The sequence below is a fragment of the Bdellovibrio sp. HCB117 genome (assembly GCF_047305915.1).
Lineage (GTDB): Bacteria > Bdellovibrionota > Bdellovibrionia > Bdellovibrionales > Bdellovibrionaceae > Bdellovibrio > Bdellovibrio bacteriovorus_B.
In genome coordinates, this window is record NZ_CP178622.1 from 339,896 (window position 1) to 358,252 (window position 18,357).

Below are 18,357 nucleotides of genomic sequence, written 5' to 3' on the forward strand. Positions count from 1 at the left end.
CTAGCGGGGCCGTAAAGATTTTTTTTGAAAATCTGGTCCTTTTCGGGCGCCCGCGAGGCACCCGCGAAGGTGCCAGTTTATTTCACGATCAAATTTAAAATTCTGCCGGCTTTATAAATCACTTTGTCAGGATTTTTTCCAGCTAAAACTGCAGACACTCCGGCTACGGCTTTCGCCGCCGCTAAAGCTTCGTCTTCTGAAGCCGTCGGGCTTACTTCGATCGTGCCGCGCATTTTTCCATTCACTTGCACGCCGATAGTCACAGTGTCGTCAGCGACGAGGGTACTATCATATTTTGGCCATGGAGCCAAAGAGCAAAGTCCTTCTCCGCCCATTTTTTCCCACAATTCTTCGGCCAAATGTGGAGCAAAAGGAGCCAAGATTTGCACCAGCGGTTTTAGAGCCTCTTCTGAGCGGCACTCGGCCTTATAAAGCTCGTTCACCAAGATCATCATCGCGCTGATCGCCGTGTTAAAGCTCATGCTTTCGATGTCTTCTGTGACTTTCTTGATCGTTTTATGAACTAATTTCTTAATGTCATCTGGAGCCGCGCCTTTTGTAGCCACATATTGGCCTTCGTCGCTGACCACCAAGCGGCTGATGCGATCCAAGAAACGCTTCACGCCGTCAATACCTGTTGGCGCCCACGGTTTATCCTTGTCGACAGGTCCCATGAAGCTGATAAATGTTCTCATTGCGTCGGCGCCGTGGCTTTTTGCAATGGTGTCAGGAGAAATCACGTTTCCACGAGATTTCGACATTTTTTCGCCATCAGGTCCCAAAATCATGCCTTGGTGAAGAAGCTTTTGGAAAGGTTCATCGTGAGTGACAAGACCGCAGTCAAAAAGCACTTTCATCCAGAAGCGCGAGTAAAGAAGATGGCCGACCGTATGCTCGGGTCCACCGACGTAAAGATCCACTGGCATCCAGTATTTCTCGGCTTCCGCACTGAAAGGCGCTTGATCATTTTTTGGGTCGATGTAACGCAAGAAATACCAAGAAGAACCCGCCGCACCTGGCATAGTGTCGGTTTCGCGTCTTCCTTCTTTACCATCACGAGAATAATGAACCCATTCGGCATTGCGAGCTAGAGGAGCCTCGCCCGTGTCAGCAGGTTCATAATCGGCCACTTCTGGAAGAATCACTGGAAGTTCGTTCACAGGAACTCCGCGAGAACCATCGGCAAAGTGAACAATCGGGAACGGTTCGCCCCAGTAGCGTTGACGACTGAAAAGCCAGTCACGCAATTTATATTGCACTTCGCGCACGCCCAGTTTCTTACTTTCAAGATGCGAAAGCATTTTCTTGATAGCATCTGCTTTTGAGAGGCCATTTAGGAAGTCTGAATTGACCAAAGTTCCGTCACCTTCAAATGGCAATGTTTCGCCACCCTCAAGAACGCGCTTTACCGGTAAATTAAATTTTGTCGCGAATTCAAAATCGCGAGCATCATGACCTGGAACCGCCATAATAGCGCCGGTGCCGTAGTCCAAAAGAACGTAGTCTGCAATCCACACCGGAATCTTTTCACCCGTAATTGGATGAAGGGCGTAAGCGCCGGTGAAAACTCCCGTCTTATCTGTTGTAGCTTTGCGCTCTACTTCAGACTTGCGCGAAGTCGCTTCAACATAAGCTTCTACAGATGATTTTTCCGCAGCGGTCGTGATTTTTTTTACGAGCTCATGTTCTGGAGCCATGACCATGAAGCTGACACCGAACAATGTATCCGGGCGAGTCGTGAAAACCTCAAAAGATTCTGACGTGCTGTCTACTTTGAAAGTGATGCGTGCGCCTTCGCTTTTGCCGATCCAGTTGCGTTGCGCCTCTTTGGTTCTTTCTGGCCAGTCCACTTTATCTAAATCGTTCAAAAGACGTTCAGCGTAGTCCGTGATTTTAAGCATCCACTGTTTCATCGGAACGCGGATGACGGGATGTCCACCACGTTCGGACTTGCCATCGATGACTTCGTCGTTCGCCAAAACTGTTTTCAAAGCCGGGCACCAGTTCACAGGAACTTCTTTTTGGTAAGCTAGGCCGCGTTCGTAAAGTTTTAAGAAAATAAATTGTGTCCACTTGTAGTAACTTGGTTCGCACGTGGAGATCTCGCGGCTCCAATCGAAGCTAAATCCGTATGACTGAAGTGTGTTGCGGAAGCTTTCGATGGCTTTTTGAGTTGTGATGGCCGGATGGATTCCAGTTTGAATGGCATATTGTTCGGCTGGCAATCCGAACGCATCGTAGCCCATGGGGTGAAGAACGTTAAAGCCGTTCACACGTTTGTAGCGTGAAACGATATCGCCGGGGGTGTAAGAAGCCATATGACCGATGTGCAATCCCGAGCCTGATGGGTAGGGGAACATATCTAGAGCATAGTATTTCGGTTTCTTGCTATTTGACTCAGCTTGAAACGCTTTTTGCTCGGCCCATTTTTTTTGCCATTTCGATTCAATTTCAGAGAAGTTCAAACTCATAACGGACATCCTTACAAACGTTTAAGTACTCCGTTTAGTCCTATCCAAAAACACCCTCAAATTCAACGTATATGCAGTCGCAAACGAGTCTGTTTTGCAAAACGCCGTTCCACAATCCGGCCCAAGATTTAGGTCCAGCCCAGACCTCGTCGATGGATCAGAATTTTCCTTAATCAAATCTCGAAATTAACCGATGAGTGAGGCAGACGTTACACTGGTATGTAGATGAGTTTTGAAAACAGCTCCAAACAACCTAAAAGTCGCCGCATTCTAGTAATCGACGACGATAAAGACAGCTTAGAGATTCTTTTAGAACCTCTGAGATGGGAAGGCTATGACGCTCGTGGTGTTACCACTGAAAAAGAGGCGCACAACCTTATCGAGTCTTGGATTCCTCAGGTTGTCATCCTGGACTGGATGGCTCCGTCCATGGCGGGCTTAAGAGTTCTAAAAACCATCCGCGAAAGACTGAACCACGTTTCTTGTGTGTTCGTTTCTGAAAATTCCAGCACTGAAGCGATTATTGAAGCCCTGGATTCAGGTGCCGACGATTACATTGTAAAACCTTTTGTTCCTCTTGAATTATTAGCTCGCATCCGTACGCAATTGCGTATTCGTGACTTGCATGAGCAACTCCTTTACGCCAACGAAAAACTGAAAGAGCTTGTTGATACCGACGACTTAACGGGCCTGTACAATATGCGTTCGCTTTATCAGCGTTTGGATTTCGAGATGGAGCGTGGTCGTCGTTTCCACCGTGACGTCTGTGTTGTCATGATGGATATGGATTATTTCAAAACCGTGAATGATGGACACGATCACTTGTTCGGAAGCTACGTTCTTTCCGAAGTGGGTAAAATCATTCGCGCCAACACTCGCAATATCGACATCCCGGCTCGTTACGGCGGTGACGAGTTCTTGGTTGTTTTGACGGAAACCAATCACGAAGGCGCTATGTACTTCTGTGAACGTTTGCGTGAGAACATTCAGAAGACGACTTTCCGTAATGGAGAGGACTCAATCAAATTAACGGCTTCTGTGGGCTTTGCCATCACCATCCCTGGTGAAAATATCAGTGCCCGCGAGCTGGTTCGCCGTGCCGACCATGCGCTTTATGATGCGAAACGTGGCGGTCGCAATATGGTTTGTTATTACAAGCCAGAACAGGCCCCTGTGGTGGAACTCAAGTCTGCCGCGCAAAAACGCCGAAAAGCAGCAGGTTAGTCATTGACGAACTAAGAGGGATCAACGAAAACCCTCTATATGGCGTCAGACATTCTTTCAGACTCAGCAAATAAAATTAGAAATCGAGCCGCATGGATTTCCGCCATCGCAAGTTTTTTGATATTTGCCTTAAAGATGGGCGCTTATCGTATTACCGGCTCGACCGCCGTTTTATCCGATGCTCTTGAAAGTATTGTGAACGTCGTGGCCTCTTTAGTAGCTTTGTATGTCGTTCGTTTTGCCGCTCAACCTGCGGATCATGAACATCCTTATGGACACGGGAAAGCAGAGTCTTTTAGTTCGGCCTTTGAAGGTGGTCTGATCTTCTTTGCGGCCTTGATGATTATTTACGAGAGTATCAAGGCCCTGATCTATCACGAGCCGACTCAACAACTCGAGATCGGTTTGTTAGTGGTCGCGGTTGCAGCTTTGTTAAATTTGGGTCTTGGGCTTTATTTAAAACACATCGGTAAAACTCATCATTCTGACGCTCTTAAAGCCAGTGGTGCTCATGTCATTTCGGATGTGCTTACGACTGCAGGCGTGATGGTGGGGCTTGGGTTGGTTCTGCTGACGGATCTTCAGTGGATAGATCCTGTTGTCGCTATCTTGGTCGGACTGCAGCTGGCATATTCCGGATACAAAATTGTACGTGAATCTCTCGGTATTTTGATGGACGAGCAGGACGAGGAAATCTTAGAGGATCTCACAGATGTTTTGGCGAAATGTCGCGAGCCCGGCGTGATTGATATTCATCATTTACGCATCATTCGCTCAGGACGTTTTCATCACGTTGATGCTCACATGGTCATTCCTGAATATTGGGATATCGTGAAAGCGCATGACCTGATTCATCGATATGAGTCTTGTGTGGTGGCGGCTTATAAGTTTGATGGAGAGCTCGCTTTTCACTTGGACCCGTGTAAAAAATCCTACTGCCGCGCTTGCGATGTCTTGACGTGCCCTATTCGACAGCAGCCCTATGAGAGTTTGCGTCCGTTCACAGTGAAAAGCTTGACCGACGGCCCTCGTCCGACTAATCAAGGGGCCTATGACAATCCCGGTTCCACGTAGACGAATCAATATCACTAAAGATTTACCAAACCAAAACGCCTATACCTTGGCGTTGAACGGTGAGTATGCTCACGTTGCCTTTGACGAGCTTCGTGCTCCTCTGAATAAAGGCAAATGGCGTTCGGATGTTTTTAAAGCCAATGCGGCTTTGCCAATGGACGTGGAAGTCGGAACAGGGAACGGAACTTACTTCGCTCATCATGCGAAGACTCACTCACAACGTCTGCTAGTGGGATTAGAGCTTAAGTATAAGCCTTTGATCCAAACTATTCGTCGCGCGGTGACCGATGGCTGCAAAAACGCGGCGATCGCTCGCTATCACGCCTTCAATATCGAAGAGCTTTTCACTGAAGGTGAGATTGACAATGTTTACATCCACTTTCCAGATCCTTGGACTTCGCCTAAGAAACCCAAGAATCGTTTTGTTTGTAAGCAAAACTTGGATATTCTGTATCGCTTGCAGAAGCCGGGTTCCTTCATCAATTTCAAAACAGACTCTTTGGTTTATTTCTTGTGGGCGATGGATGAAATCCGTCAATCTTCATACAAGATCATTTTTGAAACTCAGGATTTGCATAATTCTGAAATGAAAGACCAAAATTTCGAAACTGCATTCGAAAAGATCTTCTTGCGCGAAGGTATTAAAATCAACTTCGTGCGCCTACAAAAAGTTTAGTTACTTAAAGAATAGCGGAACCACTTCGATCGCGATCAGCACAATGATGATGATCTCTAAAAGTTGGTTCCGTTTTTCGTTAGCCTCACCCACGAACAGCCTGGACACTTGCGCCAAGTTTGAAAGTTTTTGGTCGACACTGTCCTTCCAGTCCTTAAAGCGCAGTCTTTGCGAGGCGGCGCGGAAGATCTTTGCCAAATAGAAATCCCCGACCACTTTCATGGTGTTCTCAACGCTTTCAACGGTGTCTGAGATGTCGAGATAAATCTGGGCTGCTTCTCTTGATAAACGCGAATAGTGATTTTGAAAAATGCTGAAGCGCTTTTTCTCTAAAGAAGAATACAAGTAAGTCAGTCTTTCATCCAAAAGATCGTCGTAATAGCGCATTTCCAGCAACTGACAAAGAGAGAACTCGATGACGTCAATGATGTCCGTCGATCCAGAAGGTTCAATAATTAAAGCCGAATTCCAGTCGATAACCGCCAGATCATCTTGGCTGTATTGAAATGTGCTGTCCAAAATCGTCTTTTTAATTTGTTCAGACAGAGTTTCGTTATTTTCGGACAGAATCAAACGAAAGACATCGTAACGATTAAAGACTTCCATCGCGTTTTTTTCGCAGCCTTCAAGGCTTTGAAAGAAGTAGCATGCGTAGTCTTCATAAGTTTCCCAGTTCACCGTGGAAACCGGACGACCTAATCCTGTAACGATCTGCTCTACACGTTTCTTCGCAAGGTCATGAAGGTTCGAGTCATTTTCTAGAAAGTTACCTAACGCAATTAACCGATCCCAAGTTAATCCTTTTGGAAGAACGAAAGACATCGTTAAAGAGACCGCACCGAAGTGCCAGATCTTTGCGGTTACTTCTAAATCTAACGGATGACCTAAGGCACTGTATTTAGAATTTTCAATCACCAGTGAAAGGGGAGGTTGATTGATGATCATCGCTTTGGAAGAACGGTTTAAACGGAAACGTTGGGCAGACGACGACATCTCGAAGTGGCGTTGCACACCTTCAAGGTTCACGTCTTTTCCGATATCAAATACGCGATAGATATGAATACGTCCGTTCATATAAATAGGATATCGCGGCCAAGAAGACGTGTCAGTTGTTCAATTTGTAACTCAAGGTCCTGCGTCAAACAGCAGTTTGATCATGTTGGGCAAAAATCCGTTTATAATATTTTATAACGACGGAGGTAGATATGAAGCTCCTACTAGGGCTGATCCTTTCGGCACTTGTGTTAACGGCCGTAGTTGACACCGTTTTTGCTGCGATTCCTCCCGAACGTGATTCTGCGCAATTCATAGCACCCAGCGAATCAATGACAGTTCTTCGCGGCAATGTATCTTTGTGTAATACCGAACGACCTCACGGAGGAAAGAAAGGTCTTTCTTATATTCAATTGGGCAGGGGAGAGTGTGCAGCTCAGGTGGCCACACCTGTGGGATGGGATCGACCTGAAGAAGAAGCGACATCCCCCGGAATTCCGTTTGAAGGAAAAGGTCTCTAGGCGTTTAAACTGTTAGTGAGAGCCAGTTTCATCGTATCGAACTACCACGGCATCTGAGGAACCGTTTGAAGTGGACGCTTTTCCAACTATTAAAATTCCGCCGTCTTCAAGTGAATCAACAGATTTGAATTCCAAAAAAGCATCCTCTACAAGATAACCAGCATTCGCAAAAGTGGTGTCCAAGTTTCCTGCGGTTGTTAGTCGTATGGCAACGCCTTTCACGTATTCTTCGGAGCCTACTAAAACCCAACGGTTTTCAGAGTCTTTCATTATTGAAGTAAGTAAATATGTGTCAGGCACGGCGATTTCCAAGGATCCACCGACCCCCCAACTTGTATCTAACACTCCGTCTTTATCCATTTTAAGAATAAACTTTTTCTCTCCGTCATAGGCTGCGTAAAAAAGCGAAATATTTTGAGCCGAGTCTAAGTGTATCGACATATACTGATTCTCGGAATCGATGGCATAGGTGGTGTAACCTAATGTATTGAACGATGTGTCCAAAGTACCGTCACTTAGAAAACGAAGAACGTAAGCATCGCTTCCGGTATTTCCTGAAACCAACAGTCGACCATTTACGAAATGGGCTGCAAGAGGCCAAACTTCCATCGCCGTAATAAGTTCTCCGCCAGTTCCAAAAGTGTTATCTAGAACTCCTGCACTTGTAAATTTCGTGATGACTAACTTATCAACATCGGGACCATCCCAAAGCTGGCTGACAATGAAAAGGTGTCCGCTAGAATTGACGGCCGGGATTCCAAAGCTACTGGCTGCCGAATTAGGAAGACTTGCTATTCCTGTCCCGTTAAAGGAAGTGTCTAGAACTCCGGCCGCTGTGATTTTCAAAATACGATTTTCAGAAGTCACTGTCGATTCGTTGCCGACGAGAAGGCTGACGTAGTATGCTCCGCCAGGTGCTTCGATAAGTTTTGCTTCCTCTATGAATTCGAAATTTCCGCCATAGTAACTAAAGTGTCCTTGCACGCCAAAAGAAGTGTCTACAACGCCGTTATGCTGTTTTGATATAAACGCCGCCCGGCCCCGAAACATAGTTCCCAAGATGTAGAGATCATCGTCTTTTTTTAGGGACTGTTTGATCTCTTCATTCGAAGGTATGAGGACGCTCGGTCTTAATAGACCCGAAGAGGCAAAGCCGTTATCCGGACTTCCATTGGGCAAAAGTTTTAACATAAACATGCTGGAGGAGGTGTCTGCGCTAAAGCTATTGCCGTAAAGATAGATGTTGTTTGAACCGTCGATAAAGAAGTCGGCTGCCACTTTTTCGCCAGCCGAGTTTTCTAATTTCATATCGTCGCGAAACACGATTCCGCCTGTTCCAAATGTGGGATCAAATGTTCCATTTGAAAGAATTTTGCCGACGCGCAAATACATATAATCGGCATCAGTGTCGCTTCCGACGACGATAAGATTTTCGTCAGGTGTGAGGGCAATGTGATCTGTATAGCCAAAATCGTTGCCTAAGTTTAAAGCTCCGGCGGTACCAAAAGAATTGTCTTTGGTGCCGTCGCTGTTAAAGGCGATAACGTATTTTCCGAAAGTGCCACGTCCCAAACCATAAATCTTGCTATCGTCCGGTTTGAGGGTAACGGCATGAAATCTGTCAAAGTTTGCTGTATTAAAAAAGTCCGTTAAGATTCCATCTCCCGCAAAAGAAATATCCAAAGTGCCATTCACGTTGTAGCGCACGATCGAATAATAATTCTTTGCGCTGTAGTTAGCGCCGCCGACACAGATTAATTTTTGATCGCTTTGCAGTGTACAGTCTTGAAGATCGTCACTGGAAGAAGAGCTTATATCTGTTTGAACCAGTCCGCCTGATCCGTAACTGGTGTCCACGGTGCCGTCAGTCAGATATCGAGCTATCAAGAAATCCCTAGGACTGGAGTTCGTTTCACCAGCGATGTAAATCCGTTCCGACGAATCAACACCAATCCAACGTGGTGTCATACTTGAAGGAGTCAGCGCCAACTTTAATATTTCTCCATTATTGAAGCTTGCGACGCGGACACCTTGATTATCAAGTTTTTGAAGGGCAAGAGACGTCGAGTAGGTCGCGGCATCGTAATAGTAGCCCACTTGAAGAATGTGGCTCCGGGAAGAATTCAAAGTTGAAGAGACGGATCGAAAGAAACTTGTTTCGATCTGTGAGGCGCCGGAAGTGAGGGTGGCTGAGGCACCTTGCGTAGTCATTTTTTGTACATAAGAGTTGTCGATAGTGCTGGTGAAAACAAATTGCCCGTCGTTAGCAAAAAGAAGTTGTTGGGCGTTTGCGCGGCTTTCGGGATAATTTGCTCGCACATTAAATGAAGATGTCGCAGGGATAGTCGGAGAAATCACGGGTGGAGTTATCGAAGGCGAAGTTTGGGACGCTAAGCGAAGCAGTTGGGCGTCTAAGGAACAACCAGCCGTGATGAAGCCAAAGGTGACAAAAACTAAAAGGTTCCAATAAGTCATAATACTCCGAGAAGTCTTATGAATCCATCGGAGCATTTGCTTTGAGTCTAAATGAAAAACGGTAGATGAAGGCGGGTTTTTATGAAAGCTGCGTCTTGCTCTGATACGGCTGCTGTATGAAAACTGGAATTACCAATAAGTTGCGTCAATTGTGATGTCGCCAATCACTTGGGTTTGGCAGCTAATGCGAACATCTTTGGGCAGGTCTTTAGACTCCCTTAAGAAGGCCTCGGTTTCGTTTTCTGGGGTCAAATTCTCTTTGCCTTCGACAATGATGATCTTGCACTTGGCGCAAACACCATCGCCATCGCAACTTGAAGCAACGGGGAGGCCGGCTTCAAGAAGAGATTTCATCAGGTTTGCCCCCGAAGGAACCTCAAAGGCAGGACGATTTTTTTTAAACGAAATCAACGGCATGGCTCATTGTAGCTGACGCAGTCCAAAACGTGCAAAGAAGTAATGAAAACAAGCCTGTTTGTGGTAGCCTAGGGGCGTAAATTGGTCCCTATTTTGTGAGGTTTCTATGACTCAAGATACTAAAGTTGAAAACGTGATTATTATCGGCTCAGGCCCTGCAGGTTTGACAGCGGCTGTTTACACATCTCGCGCGAATTTAGAACCATTGATGATCGAAGGCGAAGAGGCCGGTGGTCAATTGATGACGACGACAGAAGTTGAAAACTTCCCTGGCTTTGAGCATGGAATCACAGGACCAGATTTGATTTCTGTGATGAGAAAACAAGCTGAAAGATTCGGCACTCGTTTTATCACTCGCAATGTGACAAAAGTGGATTTCTCTCAACGTCCATTCAAAGTTTGGATTGGTGACAAACTTCATTTGGCAAAATCAATCATCATCTCTACGGGCGCCAGTGCGAAGTACTTGGGTCTTCCTTCAGAAAGACAGTATTCAAACCGTGGTGTATCCGCTTGTGCGACTTGTGACGGTGCTTTCTTCCGCAACCAAGAAATTGGTGTTGTCGGTGGTGGTGACACAGCGATGGAAGAGGCGACTTTCCTAACTCGTTTTGCTTCTAAAGTTTATGTGATCCATAGACGCGATCATTTCCGCGCTTCCAAAATCATGGCTGAACGTGTGATGAAAAATCCAAAGATCGAAGTTCTTTGGAACACGGAAGTCACCGAAGTTATGGGCGATGGCAAAAGCATGACAAGCGCTAAGATCAGAGACGTCAACACGGGTGAGGTGAAAGATCTTGGTATTACGGGTCTATTCCTAGCCATTGGCCATAAGCCGAATACAGACCTTTTCAAAGGTATGTTGGATATGAATGAGACAGGGTATTTGATTACACAGCCAAACACGACCTATACTAATATTCCAGGTGTCTTTGCGGCCGGAGACGTGCAAGATCACGTATACCGCCAAGCCATCACGGCAGCCGGTACAGGCTGTATGGCAGCTATTGATGCTGAAAGATGGTTAGAAGCTCAAGGTTCTCACTAAGGAATGTATGAAGGATAAAAGAATCAACACGAAGGATTTAGTCGATAAAATCGAGAAGATGACGAAGGCACGCATCGCAAGCCAAGATGTTGTCTCTTTAGATCAATTTCGTGAGGCGAAGAAGAAACTTGATCCCAAAGTGATCTTAGTTATCGAAGATGACGAGACCATGCGTTTGGCGATGAAGAGAATTCTTGAAACAGAAGGTTACGTGACGAAGCTTGCGGCGGATGCCACGGAACTTTCTACGGCCTTGGATGACCATCCGGTTGATTTGATTTTGATGGATGTAGGTCTTCCATGGGTGAACGGTTTTGAACTGGCTCAGCTCCTAAAAGATCACCGCGACCTAAAAAAGATTCCTTTGGTTTTTGTCTCTGGTAAAGCCACAGAAGATGACATGAAAAAAGCTTTCGAGATTGGCGCTGATGACTACATCAAAAAGCCTTTCGACGTTGAAAAGCTTAAGAAAACAGTTCAGACCCTTCTTAAATTGAACGAGTAGTTTACAGGCCTTAGACGAAGGTACTGTCTCAGTCCGAGACCCTAAGGCCAGCTCCACAATTTCTCAATAGTCCTAGCGGAAAATAATGAGCATCCTGTTATTAAACAAGCTAAAATAGGAAGCTCATGGCACGTCGGTTATCCATAGTTATTTTCTTAATCGTATTAGGGGGAGCGGCTCTTTATTTTTGGAATAAAGAGGCTTCTTCTGCGATCACTTCAAGCACTGACGTTTCTTCCGTTTCATCATCAGAAAAAAGCAAAGGACCTATTTCACCTGCCCCTGCAGTTGATACGTCTGGGAAAACTCAAATCACCGAAATTGCTTCAAATCAAGAACCGGCGCAAATGATGCCGAGGTCACGTCGTTTACCTAAGTCAGAGCGTGGATCTACAAAACTAAATACACAAAATGCCGAGTTTTCAGAGTCGCCTCTTTTTGCTGATAGTGATTGGAAGATTTGGAATGGAGTGAAGGCTGTTCCCAAAAATGCGGGGCAACCTTCTTCGCCCATCGTCGGAGAGATGACCGGTTTCTATCTAGTAAAAGAGGATGCGGCCGATCCGAGCGTCTTTTCTGCGTCTGAGCCTATCGTAGTTTACGATGCTCGATTGGGTATCGCGGGCGTCGTCACTGGAACATTTTCTGTAGTATTGAAAGAGGGAATTTCGCCGGAAGTTCTTACCCAAACTTTGGGTCTGAAAGTGTTGAATTCATTTCCTGATATTCGTACGTACTACGTGACCTCTCCCCAAGAGCCTTTCGATTTAAAAGCAGTTCAAGATGTTTTAAAGAATGATCCCTCTTTAGAATCTTCTGAAATGGAAATTTTAAGTAGAACTTATGAAAAGAATTAGTCCGCGCTTCCGCATTTTAATATCTGTATTGGCGGTGAGCTGCCTTACAGGTCTATTCTTTACGAATTGCGCGGAAAGCACTTTCACGGCGGTGGAGCCTGATAAAACAGGTGCGGATCCTTTCCTGGAATTAGCTTGGCATATCAATAATACGGCTCAAAAAGTTTTTGCTACAAAGGCGGGCGAGGTTGGCAACGATTTAAATCTTTTGCAGACGTGGTCGAGCGGGTTGTCGGGAAAAGGCATTTCAATTTTAGTTTCTGATGATGGTATCGAAGATACTCACGAAGACTTAAAGAAAAATTTTCTATACGGAGTTTCTAAAGATTATACTTTGGCGTCGCCTTGGACGGCGAGTGCTGCCGCACCGAAAGTCGCCAACGATAATCATGGTACCGCTGTTTCTGGATTGATCGCAGCCGTTGCTTCTAATGGCGTGGGCACGAAAGGCGTTGCTTTTGGGGCGGGAATTGCTTCTGCGAACTTTCTTTCAGAGGCGGCAGGATACACTGACGCGGTATTGGTGAGTCAGGCTGAAGGAAACTTTGATCTTTTCAATATGAGTTGGGGTTCCTCGCAGAATAATTTATCGACAGTATCCTCTAATTTTCAGGCGCAGTTAAAATCAAAAGCGATCAATGGTCGTTCTGGAAAAGGCTCTTTGATTGTCAAAGCGGCTGGGAACGATTTCTTTGTAAAATGCCGTGGATCTAGCACCGAATATTGCGTTGGAAATGCCAACTTTGATTCTGACAACAGCACTCCTTATACGCTTTTAGCCGGAGCTTTGAATGCGGAAGGTTATGCGGCCAGCTATTCTTCGCCCGGTTCTAACATTTGGGTGTCTTCATTTGGTGGCGAGTTCGGAGATGATTCTCCCGCGATGGTGACCACAGATCGCATGGGATGCAGCAAAGGGTTTTCTGCTTCGAATGTCACAAGCGACGTTGCATTTGAAAAAGGAGCCAACGGTAACTCGGCTTGCAGTTATTCTGTCACATTCAACGGAACTTCGGCGGCGACCCCCGTTCTTACAGGGGCCATTGCCCTTATCCTCGAGGCAAATCCAAGTCTGACTTGGAGAGATGTGAAATACATTCTCGCGAAAACGGCGGTTCCGGTAAACTATGTGACAACAGGAAGTGTGCCTCACCCAAGTGAAACAGTTCCTGCAGGTTATGCGTGGGAGCAGCCTTGGATTCAGAATGGCGCGGGATTTAAATATCATAATTGGTATGGTTTTGGAAAAGTCGATGTAGATGCGGCTGTAAGCTTAGCGCGAAACTACACTTCTCCTTTTGGTGCATTTACTGAAACAAACTGGGCGCATAGTTCCGGAGGCATTTCCGTTGCTGTTCCTGACAACTCGGCGGCAGGGGGCTCAAGTGTTATCATAGTAAATTCTCCGAATATCAAAATCGAGTCTGTGCAGATTCGCGTGTGGGTGACTCATGCGGACGTGTCGGAGCTCGCTTTGGAGCTGATTTCTCCGTCTGGGAAGAAAAGCATTCTCGTGAATGCGAGAAACTCATTGAGAGGTCTTGCGAATTATACCGGCCAAACTTTTCTGACCAATGCTTTCTATCAGGAGACAACTCAAGGGGCGTGGACTCTGAAAGTTGTAGATGCAAAAGCAAATAACTCGGCAACACTCACTCAATGGAGTATCAACTTCACCGGAAGTTACTAAAAAAAGGCACCTTCCGGTGCCTTTTTTAATTCCCTACAAACATCGAACTTATACAGTTGGTTTGCAAGCTTGTTCCGGTAAAGGGGACCGTCCCGACCCGGGTCAAAGTTTTTGTCGTGGAGTCGTAAGTGAATTTTTCAATCACATTTGCCAAGGATGTTGATCCATTGGCGATATAGACAAAGCCCGTTTCAGAGTCATACGCCATTGCAGAGGGGCCGTAGATCACACTCGTGTTGTTGTAAGCGACAGTCGGTGCCCCGATTGTGACTGTCGAGGCTGTTTCCGTGATGGGATAAGAAATCACCATGTTGGAGGCAGCCGTCGTGCTGCCTGTGGCGACTAACACGTCATTGGAAGCGGGAATGTACACCATCGCCGTCGGTAAAGCCGTTGTCGGAGTGAGCGACGTGCTTGCCAAACAATCCGCCGCTGAAACATAGCCCGTGCTTTTTATCGCGTTTAACTTGTTATTAGGAGCAGCGGCGGCATGGGTATAAAGGATGTGTCCATACGTTGGGGTCACGGCCACACTTGAAATCAAGGTTGTCGTAGTGGCGCAAGCACCACCTGGCGCATTCACATAAGCCGCAGTTCCCACACGACTTTTTGCTGCAAACTTTTCGATTGAACTTGATTTACTGATAAGAAGAGCGCCGTCAGCGGCAACAATCATACTTCTCATCACAGCATTTAATGCGGTCGAGTTCGTGAAATAAGTCTGATATTGATTTCCATTGGAAGACTTCGTCACTCGATCCACTCGACGACCGCTTGTATTTTCAACTAAGGAAAGAATGGTGCTGTCGTCGTGATTGATAACGGCGACAGGTGCATCACCTGGAGAAGCGGCATTGTAGTCGACAATGATGTCATGGATGTTTCCCGTCGCCAGATTCACGCGCGAAATGGTGCGTGAAGGAGAGGTCGGTGTCGGACCACCTGCATAGCAAGAGCCACTCGCAATATAAAGAAAGCGGGTGGGGTTTGTGGCTTGATCGTTTTCACTTGAGCCGTCATCTTCGATCTGTTGTTCGCAAGCCGTTGCTAACATCAGAGTCACTACTAAGAGAACCAAGTACTTCGCTGTACTCATATTGTCGTCTCCTTTACGTCCTACTTCAAAAATATCGGCGATATGTTAAGGAGTCTTGACTGAAACACTCTCTTTCTAGACCAAAAATGTTTCATTGCGGGATGTTCATGTAACCGAATTTTTATTCCAAGAAAAACTATTCTGAGGTCTCGTTCATAATTGTGAAGAGAAGCCGATGAGTATTTTGAATTATATAAATAACTTTGCAGCCACCTTTGCACGTTTCGACTATCTGCAAATATTTTCCTAAATGGGTAGAAGAGAAATCTTCTACCCATTTTTTTTGAAAGTGCCTGCTTACTTTTTGGGTCTACAGCGCAGCAATTGATGCGCTGTAGACCCAAAAAAGAAGCAGGCACCTTTTAGCCGGCGCTTCGGCGGACTTGGTCTTGGTAGATGACGTAGGCTTTAAGAAGAGCGTCCAGACGCAAGGTCATGGCGACGTCTTGTTCGATGAACATCAAGCGGCGTGGGTCTGTCATGTCTCCGACGATTTTTGCGCGGAAAAGCAGACGGGCTTTTGATGGATCGGGTTCAAATGGATTTACGATAATAAGATCGAAGGGTTTATTCAAAAAGTCTCGCGGGATTTCATCTTCCAACATCGTACCGCTTAAAGAAATATTCTTTGAGTATGTGCGGAATGAACGAATCTTAGAAACCAGAACGACTTCGATTTTAAAGTTATGACGAGGATCGCGACGACGATCGGCTCCACTTGGTTCTGCTTTTGGAGCTGGTGCTGGATCCGCTTTTTTCTTTGTGGATTCAGGTTTAATTTTCGCGATCTTTTTCAGATCTAACTCATCACCATTGAAGTCTTGATGATGATAACCGCCGAACTCTTGCTGCTTCAAGGGCGCTTCTCCTACAACCACTTGTGTGTAAGGGCTGTCAGACGAAGACTGTGTCGGTGGAGCGTTGTGAGTTGCCGTTAAAGTGTCATCAGGAACAGAGCCAGGTGATGTGAAAGCAGGCTCTGCCGGACGAGGCGGTTGCGCCATGACGAAGTATTTTTGATCCGACGTTAAGAACTCCTTAACGCTGATCCATTCTTCCCAACCGGGTGTCCAAAGAAAGTATTTATGATGTGATGTTGAGTCTAAAGACAGCAAAGTGACCTGCGCTTGAACAACAGACATCGGTTTTGTCTGTTTCTTTGTTTCAGCGTCGTAGATGATCCAAACTTTGCCTTGCGTTTTCATAGACTCCCCAGGTTACGCAACCTAGGGAGTTTATCGGAAAAAATAGGTAACTTCTTTATACGCGAATGCAGGCCGCGATATGATCTGGAGATTTTAGCTCCAAAGGCGGGACTATGGTCTTGCAATCCTCGATAGCCATAGGGCAGCGAGGGTGGAAATGACAGCCTGTAGGAGGGCTGATTGGCGACGGCACGTCCCCAGTCAAAATGATACGCTCGTCACGACGGCGAGGATCTGGAACTGGGATTGCTGACATCAGGGCTTTCGTATAGGGGTGTTTCGGATTGCGGTAAAGCTCTTCAGCCTCTGCCATTTCAACGATTTTTCCCAAGTACATAACAGCCACACGTGTAGAAACGTGTTCAACCACCTTCAAGTCATGCGCAATAAAGATGTATGTAAGGCCGAGCTTTTGTTGAAGCTCCATCAAAAGATTGATCACTTGCGCTTGGATCGAAACGTCCAAGGCAGAAACCGGTTCGTCACACACGATCAATTCAGGGTTCACCGCCAAAGCACGGGCAATACCCACACGCTGACGTTGACCGCCCGAGAATTCATGCGGATAGCGGTTCAAATGCTCACGACGAAGACCCACAAGGTCGATCAATTCGTGAATACGGTCCTGACGATCTTTCACAGAGCCATAAAGGTTGTGAATGATCAACGGCTCCTCAAGGATCGAACCGATCGTCATGCGCGGATTCAAAGAAGCAAACGGATCTTGGAAGATGATTTGCATTTTTTTACGCATGTCACGCAACTCTTCACCTTGAATGTGCGTGATGTCTTTACCGTTGTAAGAAATTTTTCCAGAAGTCGTGTCATGAAGACGAATCAAGCAACGGCCCAAAGTAGATTTACCGCAACCGGATTCACCCACCAGGCCTAGCGTTTCGCCTTTTTTAAGTTCAAAGGAAATACCTTGAACCGCTTTTACCGAAGCCACTTCACGGCTGAAAAGTCCGCCATAGATCGGAAAGCTTTTAGTGACATTTTCAACTTTCAAAAGAGGAGTGCTCATTCTTATTTTACCTCTTCAGTCAAAGGGTGGTAGCAAGCCACTTTATGAATACCGCGAAGGTTTTCAAGTGACGGATAAGACTCGCGGCAATCGGCCTGAGCGTAAGGACAACGATCGGCAAAACGACAACCTTTAGGAAGGTTGTACAAGCTAGGAACCATGCCTTTGATAGTTTTCAAGTGTTCAAGTTTGTGACCCGTTTCAAAGTGCGGGATCGAATCCAAAAGACCTTTTGTGTAAGGATGTTTTGGACGATAGAAAATATCTTCCACTGTTCCGAACTCAACCACGCGACCCGCGTACATCACGGCAACTTCTTGGCACATCTCTGCAACAACACCCAAGTCATGCGTGATAAGAATCATGCCGGCGTTAAAGTCTTTTTGAAGTTTGCGCATAAGATCCAAGATCTGAGCTTGGATCGTTACGTCCAAAGCTGTCGTTGGTTCGTCGGCAATCAAAAGTTCGGGGTTGCAGCTGATCGCCATAGCGATCATCACACGTTGTCTCATACCGCCCGAAAGCTGGTGCGGAAATTCATGGAAACGTTTTTCAGGAGCTGGGATACCCACGATGCGAAGCATGTCGATCGCGCGCTCACGAGCTTGCTGTTTGTTCAAATCTTTTTGGTGCAGAAGAATGGCCTCTTCGATTTGATCACCGATCGTGTAGACCGGGTTCAAAGAAGTCATAGGCTCTTGGAAAATCATCGCGATTTCGTTACCACGAATCTCGCGCATTTTAGAGTCGGTCACGTCCAAAAGGTTCTTCCCTTTGAACATAATTTTTCCGGATTCAATCTGACCTGGCTTTTGAATCAAGCGCATGATTGAAAGAGATGTAACAGATTTGCCGCAGCCAGATTCACCAACGATTCCAAGAGTTTGGCCCTTTTTCACATGAAAGCTGACATCGTCAACGGCGAAAAAAGAACCATCGTCGGTTTTAAAGCGCGTCTTAAGATTTTGAACCTCTAAAAGAATATCACTCACCGGAGATGACCCCCATTTAAGGTTTCATCTTATATAGGCCTGGGGGCTCCGACGCAAGCCTACAAAGGCCCTCTGGTCCTTTTTTC

The 18,357-nt window shown here is 46.1% G+C and carries 16 protein-coding genes; 8 read left to right on the top strand and 8 right to left on the bottom strand.

All coding sequences use genetic code 11. The annotated features are described in order from the left end of the window. Positions 1-77: 77 nt before the first annotated feature. Positions 78-2,471, bottom strand: coding sequence for a leucine--tRNA ligase (gene leuS, locus ACLWBD_RS01710; RefSeq protein WP_413569312.1), 2,394 nt, complete (start codon positions 2,469-2,471; stop codon positions 78-80). Between the two features lie 225 nt (positions 2,472-2,696). On the opposite strand from leuS, the gene ACLWBD_RS01715 reads away from it, so the two are divergent. Genes ACLWBD_RS01715 through trmB form a run of 3 tightly spaced genes read left to right on the top strand, consistent with a single transcriptional unit; the run spans position 2,697 to position 5,445 of the window. Next, positions 2,697-3,695: a diguanylate cyclase gene (locus ACLWBD_RS01715; RefSeq protein ID WP_063244818.1), complete on the top strand. Its 999-nt coding sequence runs from the start codon at positions 2,697-2,699 to the stop codon at positions 3,693-3,695. 39 nt (positions 3,696-3,734) lie between these two features. Further along, positions 3,735-4,769 carry a cation diffusion facilitator family transporter gene (locus ACLWBD_RS01720; protein WP_063206165.1) on the top strand — a complete coding sequence of 345 codons (1,035 nt, stop codon included), beginning with the start codon at positions 3,735-3,737 and terminating at the stop codon, positions 4,767-4,769. Beyond that, the gene (trmB, locus tag ACLWBD_RS01725) at positions 4,747-5,445 is read left to right on the top strand and encodes a tRNA (guanine(46)-N(7))-methyltransferase TrmB (protein ID WP_413569313.1); all 699 of its coding nucleotides are present in this window, start codon (positions 4,747-4,749) and stop codon (positions 5,443-5,445) included. The genes ACLWBD_RS01720 and trmB overlap by 23 nt, the downstream gene beginning before the upstream one ends. Here the strand turns inward: trmB and ACLWBD_RS01730 are convergent, their stop codons facing one another. Beyond that, complete coding sequence (locus ACLWBD_RS01730; RefSeq protein ID WP_413569314.1) at positions 5,446-6,519, bottom strand: hypothetical protein; 1,074 nt, start codon at positions 6,517-6,519, stop codon at positions 5,446-5,448. A gap of 131 nt (positions 6,520-6,650) precedes the next feature. On the opposite strand from ACLWBD_RS01730, the gene ACLWBD_RS01735 reads away from it, so the two are divergent. After that, positions 6,651-6,959, top strand: a complete 309-nt coding sequence (locus tag ACLWBD_RS01735) for a hypothetical protein (protein WP_413569315.1) — start codon at positions 6,651-6,653, stop codon at positions 6,957-6,959. Between the two features lie 12 nt (positions 6,960-6,971). On the opposite strand, the gene ACLWBD_RS01740 is transcribed toward ACLWBD_RS01735, so the two are convergent. Both ACLWBD_RS01740 and ACLWBD_RS01745 read right to left on the bottom strand, forming a co-directional pair. Further along, the gene (locus ACLWBD_RS01740; protein WP_413569316.1) at positions 6,972-9,434 is read right to left on the bottom strand and encodes a hypothetical protein; all 2,463 of its coding nucleotides are present in this window, start codon (positions 9,432-9,434) and stop codon (positions 6,972-6,974) included. A gap of 129 nt (positions 9,435-9,563) precedes the next feature. Further along, positions 9,564-9,851, bottom strand: a complete 288-nt coding sequence (locus ACLWBD_RS01745; RefSeq protein WP_413569317.1) for a 2Fe-2S iron-sulfur cluster-binding protein — start codon at positions 9,849-9,851, stop codon at positions 9,564-9,566. Between the two features lie 106 nt (positions 9,852-9,957). On the opposite strand from ACLWBD_RS01745, the gene trxB reads away from it, so the two are divergent. The 4 genes from trxB to ACLWBD_RS01765 all read left to right on the top strand — a co-directional run bounded on the left by trxB (position 9,958) and on the right by ACLWBD_RS01765 (position 13,954). Beyond that, positions 9,958-10,902: a thioredoxin-disulfide reductase gene (trxB, locus tag ACLWBD_RS01750; RefSeq protein ID WP_413569319.1), complete on the top strand. Its 945-nt coding sequence runs from the start codon at positions 9,958-9,960 to the stop codon at positions 10,900-10,902. A 7-nt stretch (positions 10,903-10,909) separates the two neighbouring features. After that, entirely contained in the window at positions 10,910-11,407 is a 498-nt protein-coding gene (locus ACLWBD_RS01755; protein ID WP_063206170.1) for a response regulator, read from the top strand. Between the two features lie 125 nt (positions 11,408-11,532). Further along, positions 11,533-12,264 (top strand): hypothetical protein, encoded by a 732-nt coding sequence (locus tag ACLWBD_RS01760; RefSeq protein ID WP_413569320.1) that lies wholly within the window; start codon positions 11,533-11,535, stop codon positions 12,262-12,264. Next, entirely contained in the window at positions 12,251-13,954 is a 1,704-nt protein-coding gene (locus ACLWBD_RS01765) for a S8 family serine peptidase (protein WP_413569321.1), read from the top strand. The genes ACLWBD_RS01760 and ACLWBD_RS01765 overlap by 14 nt, the downstream gene beginning before the upstream one ends. A 25-nt stretch (positions 13,955-13,979) precedes the next feature. Here the strand turns inward: ACLWBD_RS01765 and ACLWBD_RS01770 are convergent, their stop codons facing one another. The 4 genes from ACLWBD_RS01770 to ACLWBD_RS01785 form a co-directional block, all read right to left on the bottom strand. Next, positions 13,980-15,050, bottom strand: coding sequence for a hypothetical protein (locus ACLWBD_RS01770; RefSeq protein WP_413569322.1), 1,071 nt, complete (start codon positions 15,048-15,050; stop codon positions 13,980-13,982). Positions 15,051-15,412: 362 nt separating this feature from the next. Beyond that, a complete protein-coding gene (locus ACLWBD_RS01775; protein ID WP_063206173.1) occupies positions 15,413-16,255 on the bottom strand; it encodes a PilZ domain-containing protein in 843 nt (280 codons plus the stop codon). A 55-nt stretch (positions 16,256-16,310) separates the two neighbouring features. Continuing rightward, a complete protein-coding gene (locus tag ACLWBD_RS01780) occupies positions 16,311-17,279 on the bottom strand; it encodes an ABC transporter ATP-binding protein (RefSeq protein WP_063206174.1) in 969 nt (322 codons plus the stop codon). Between the two features lie 2 nt (positions 17,280-17,281). Beyond that, positions 17,282-18,271, bottom strand: coding sequence for an ABC transporter ATP-binding protein (locus tag ACLWBD_RS01785; protein ID WP_063206175.1), 990 nt, complete (start codon positions 18,269-18,271; stop codon positions 17,282-17,284). Between the last annotated feature and the right edge of the window lie 86 nt (positions 18,272-18,357).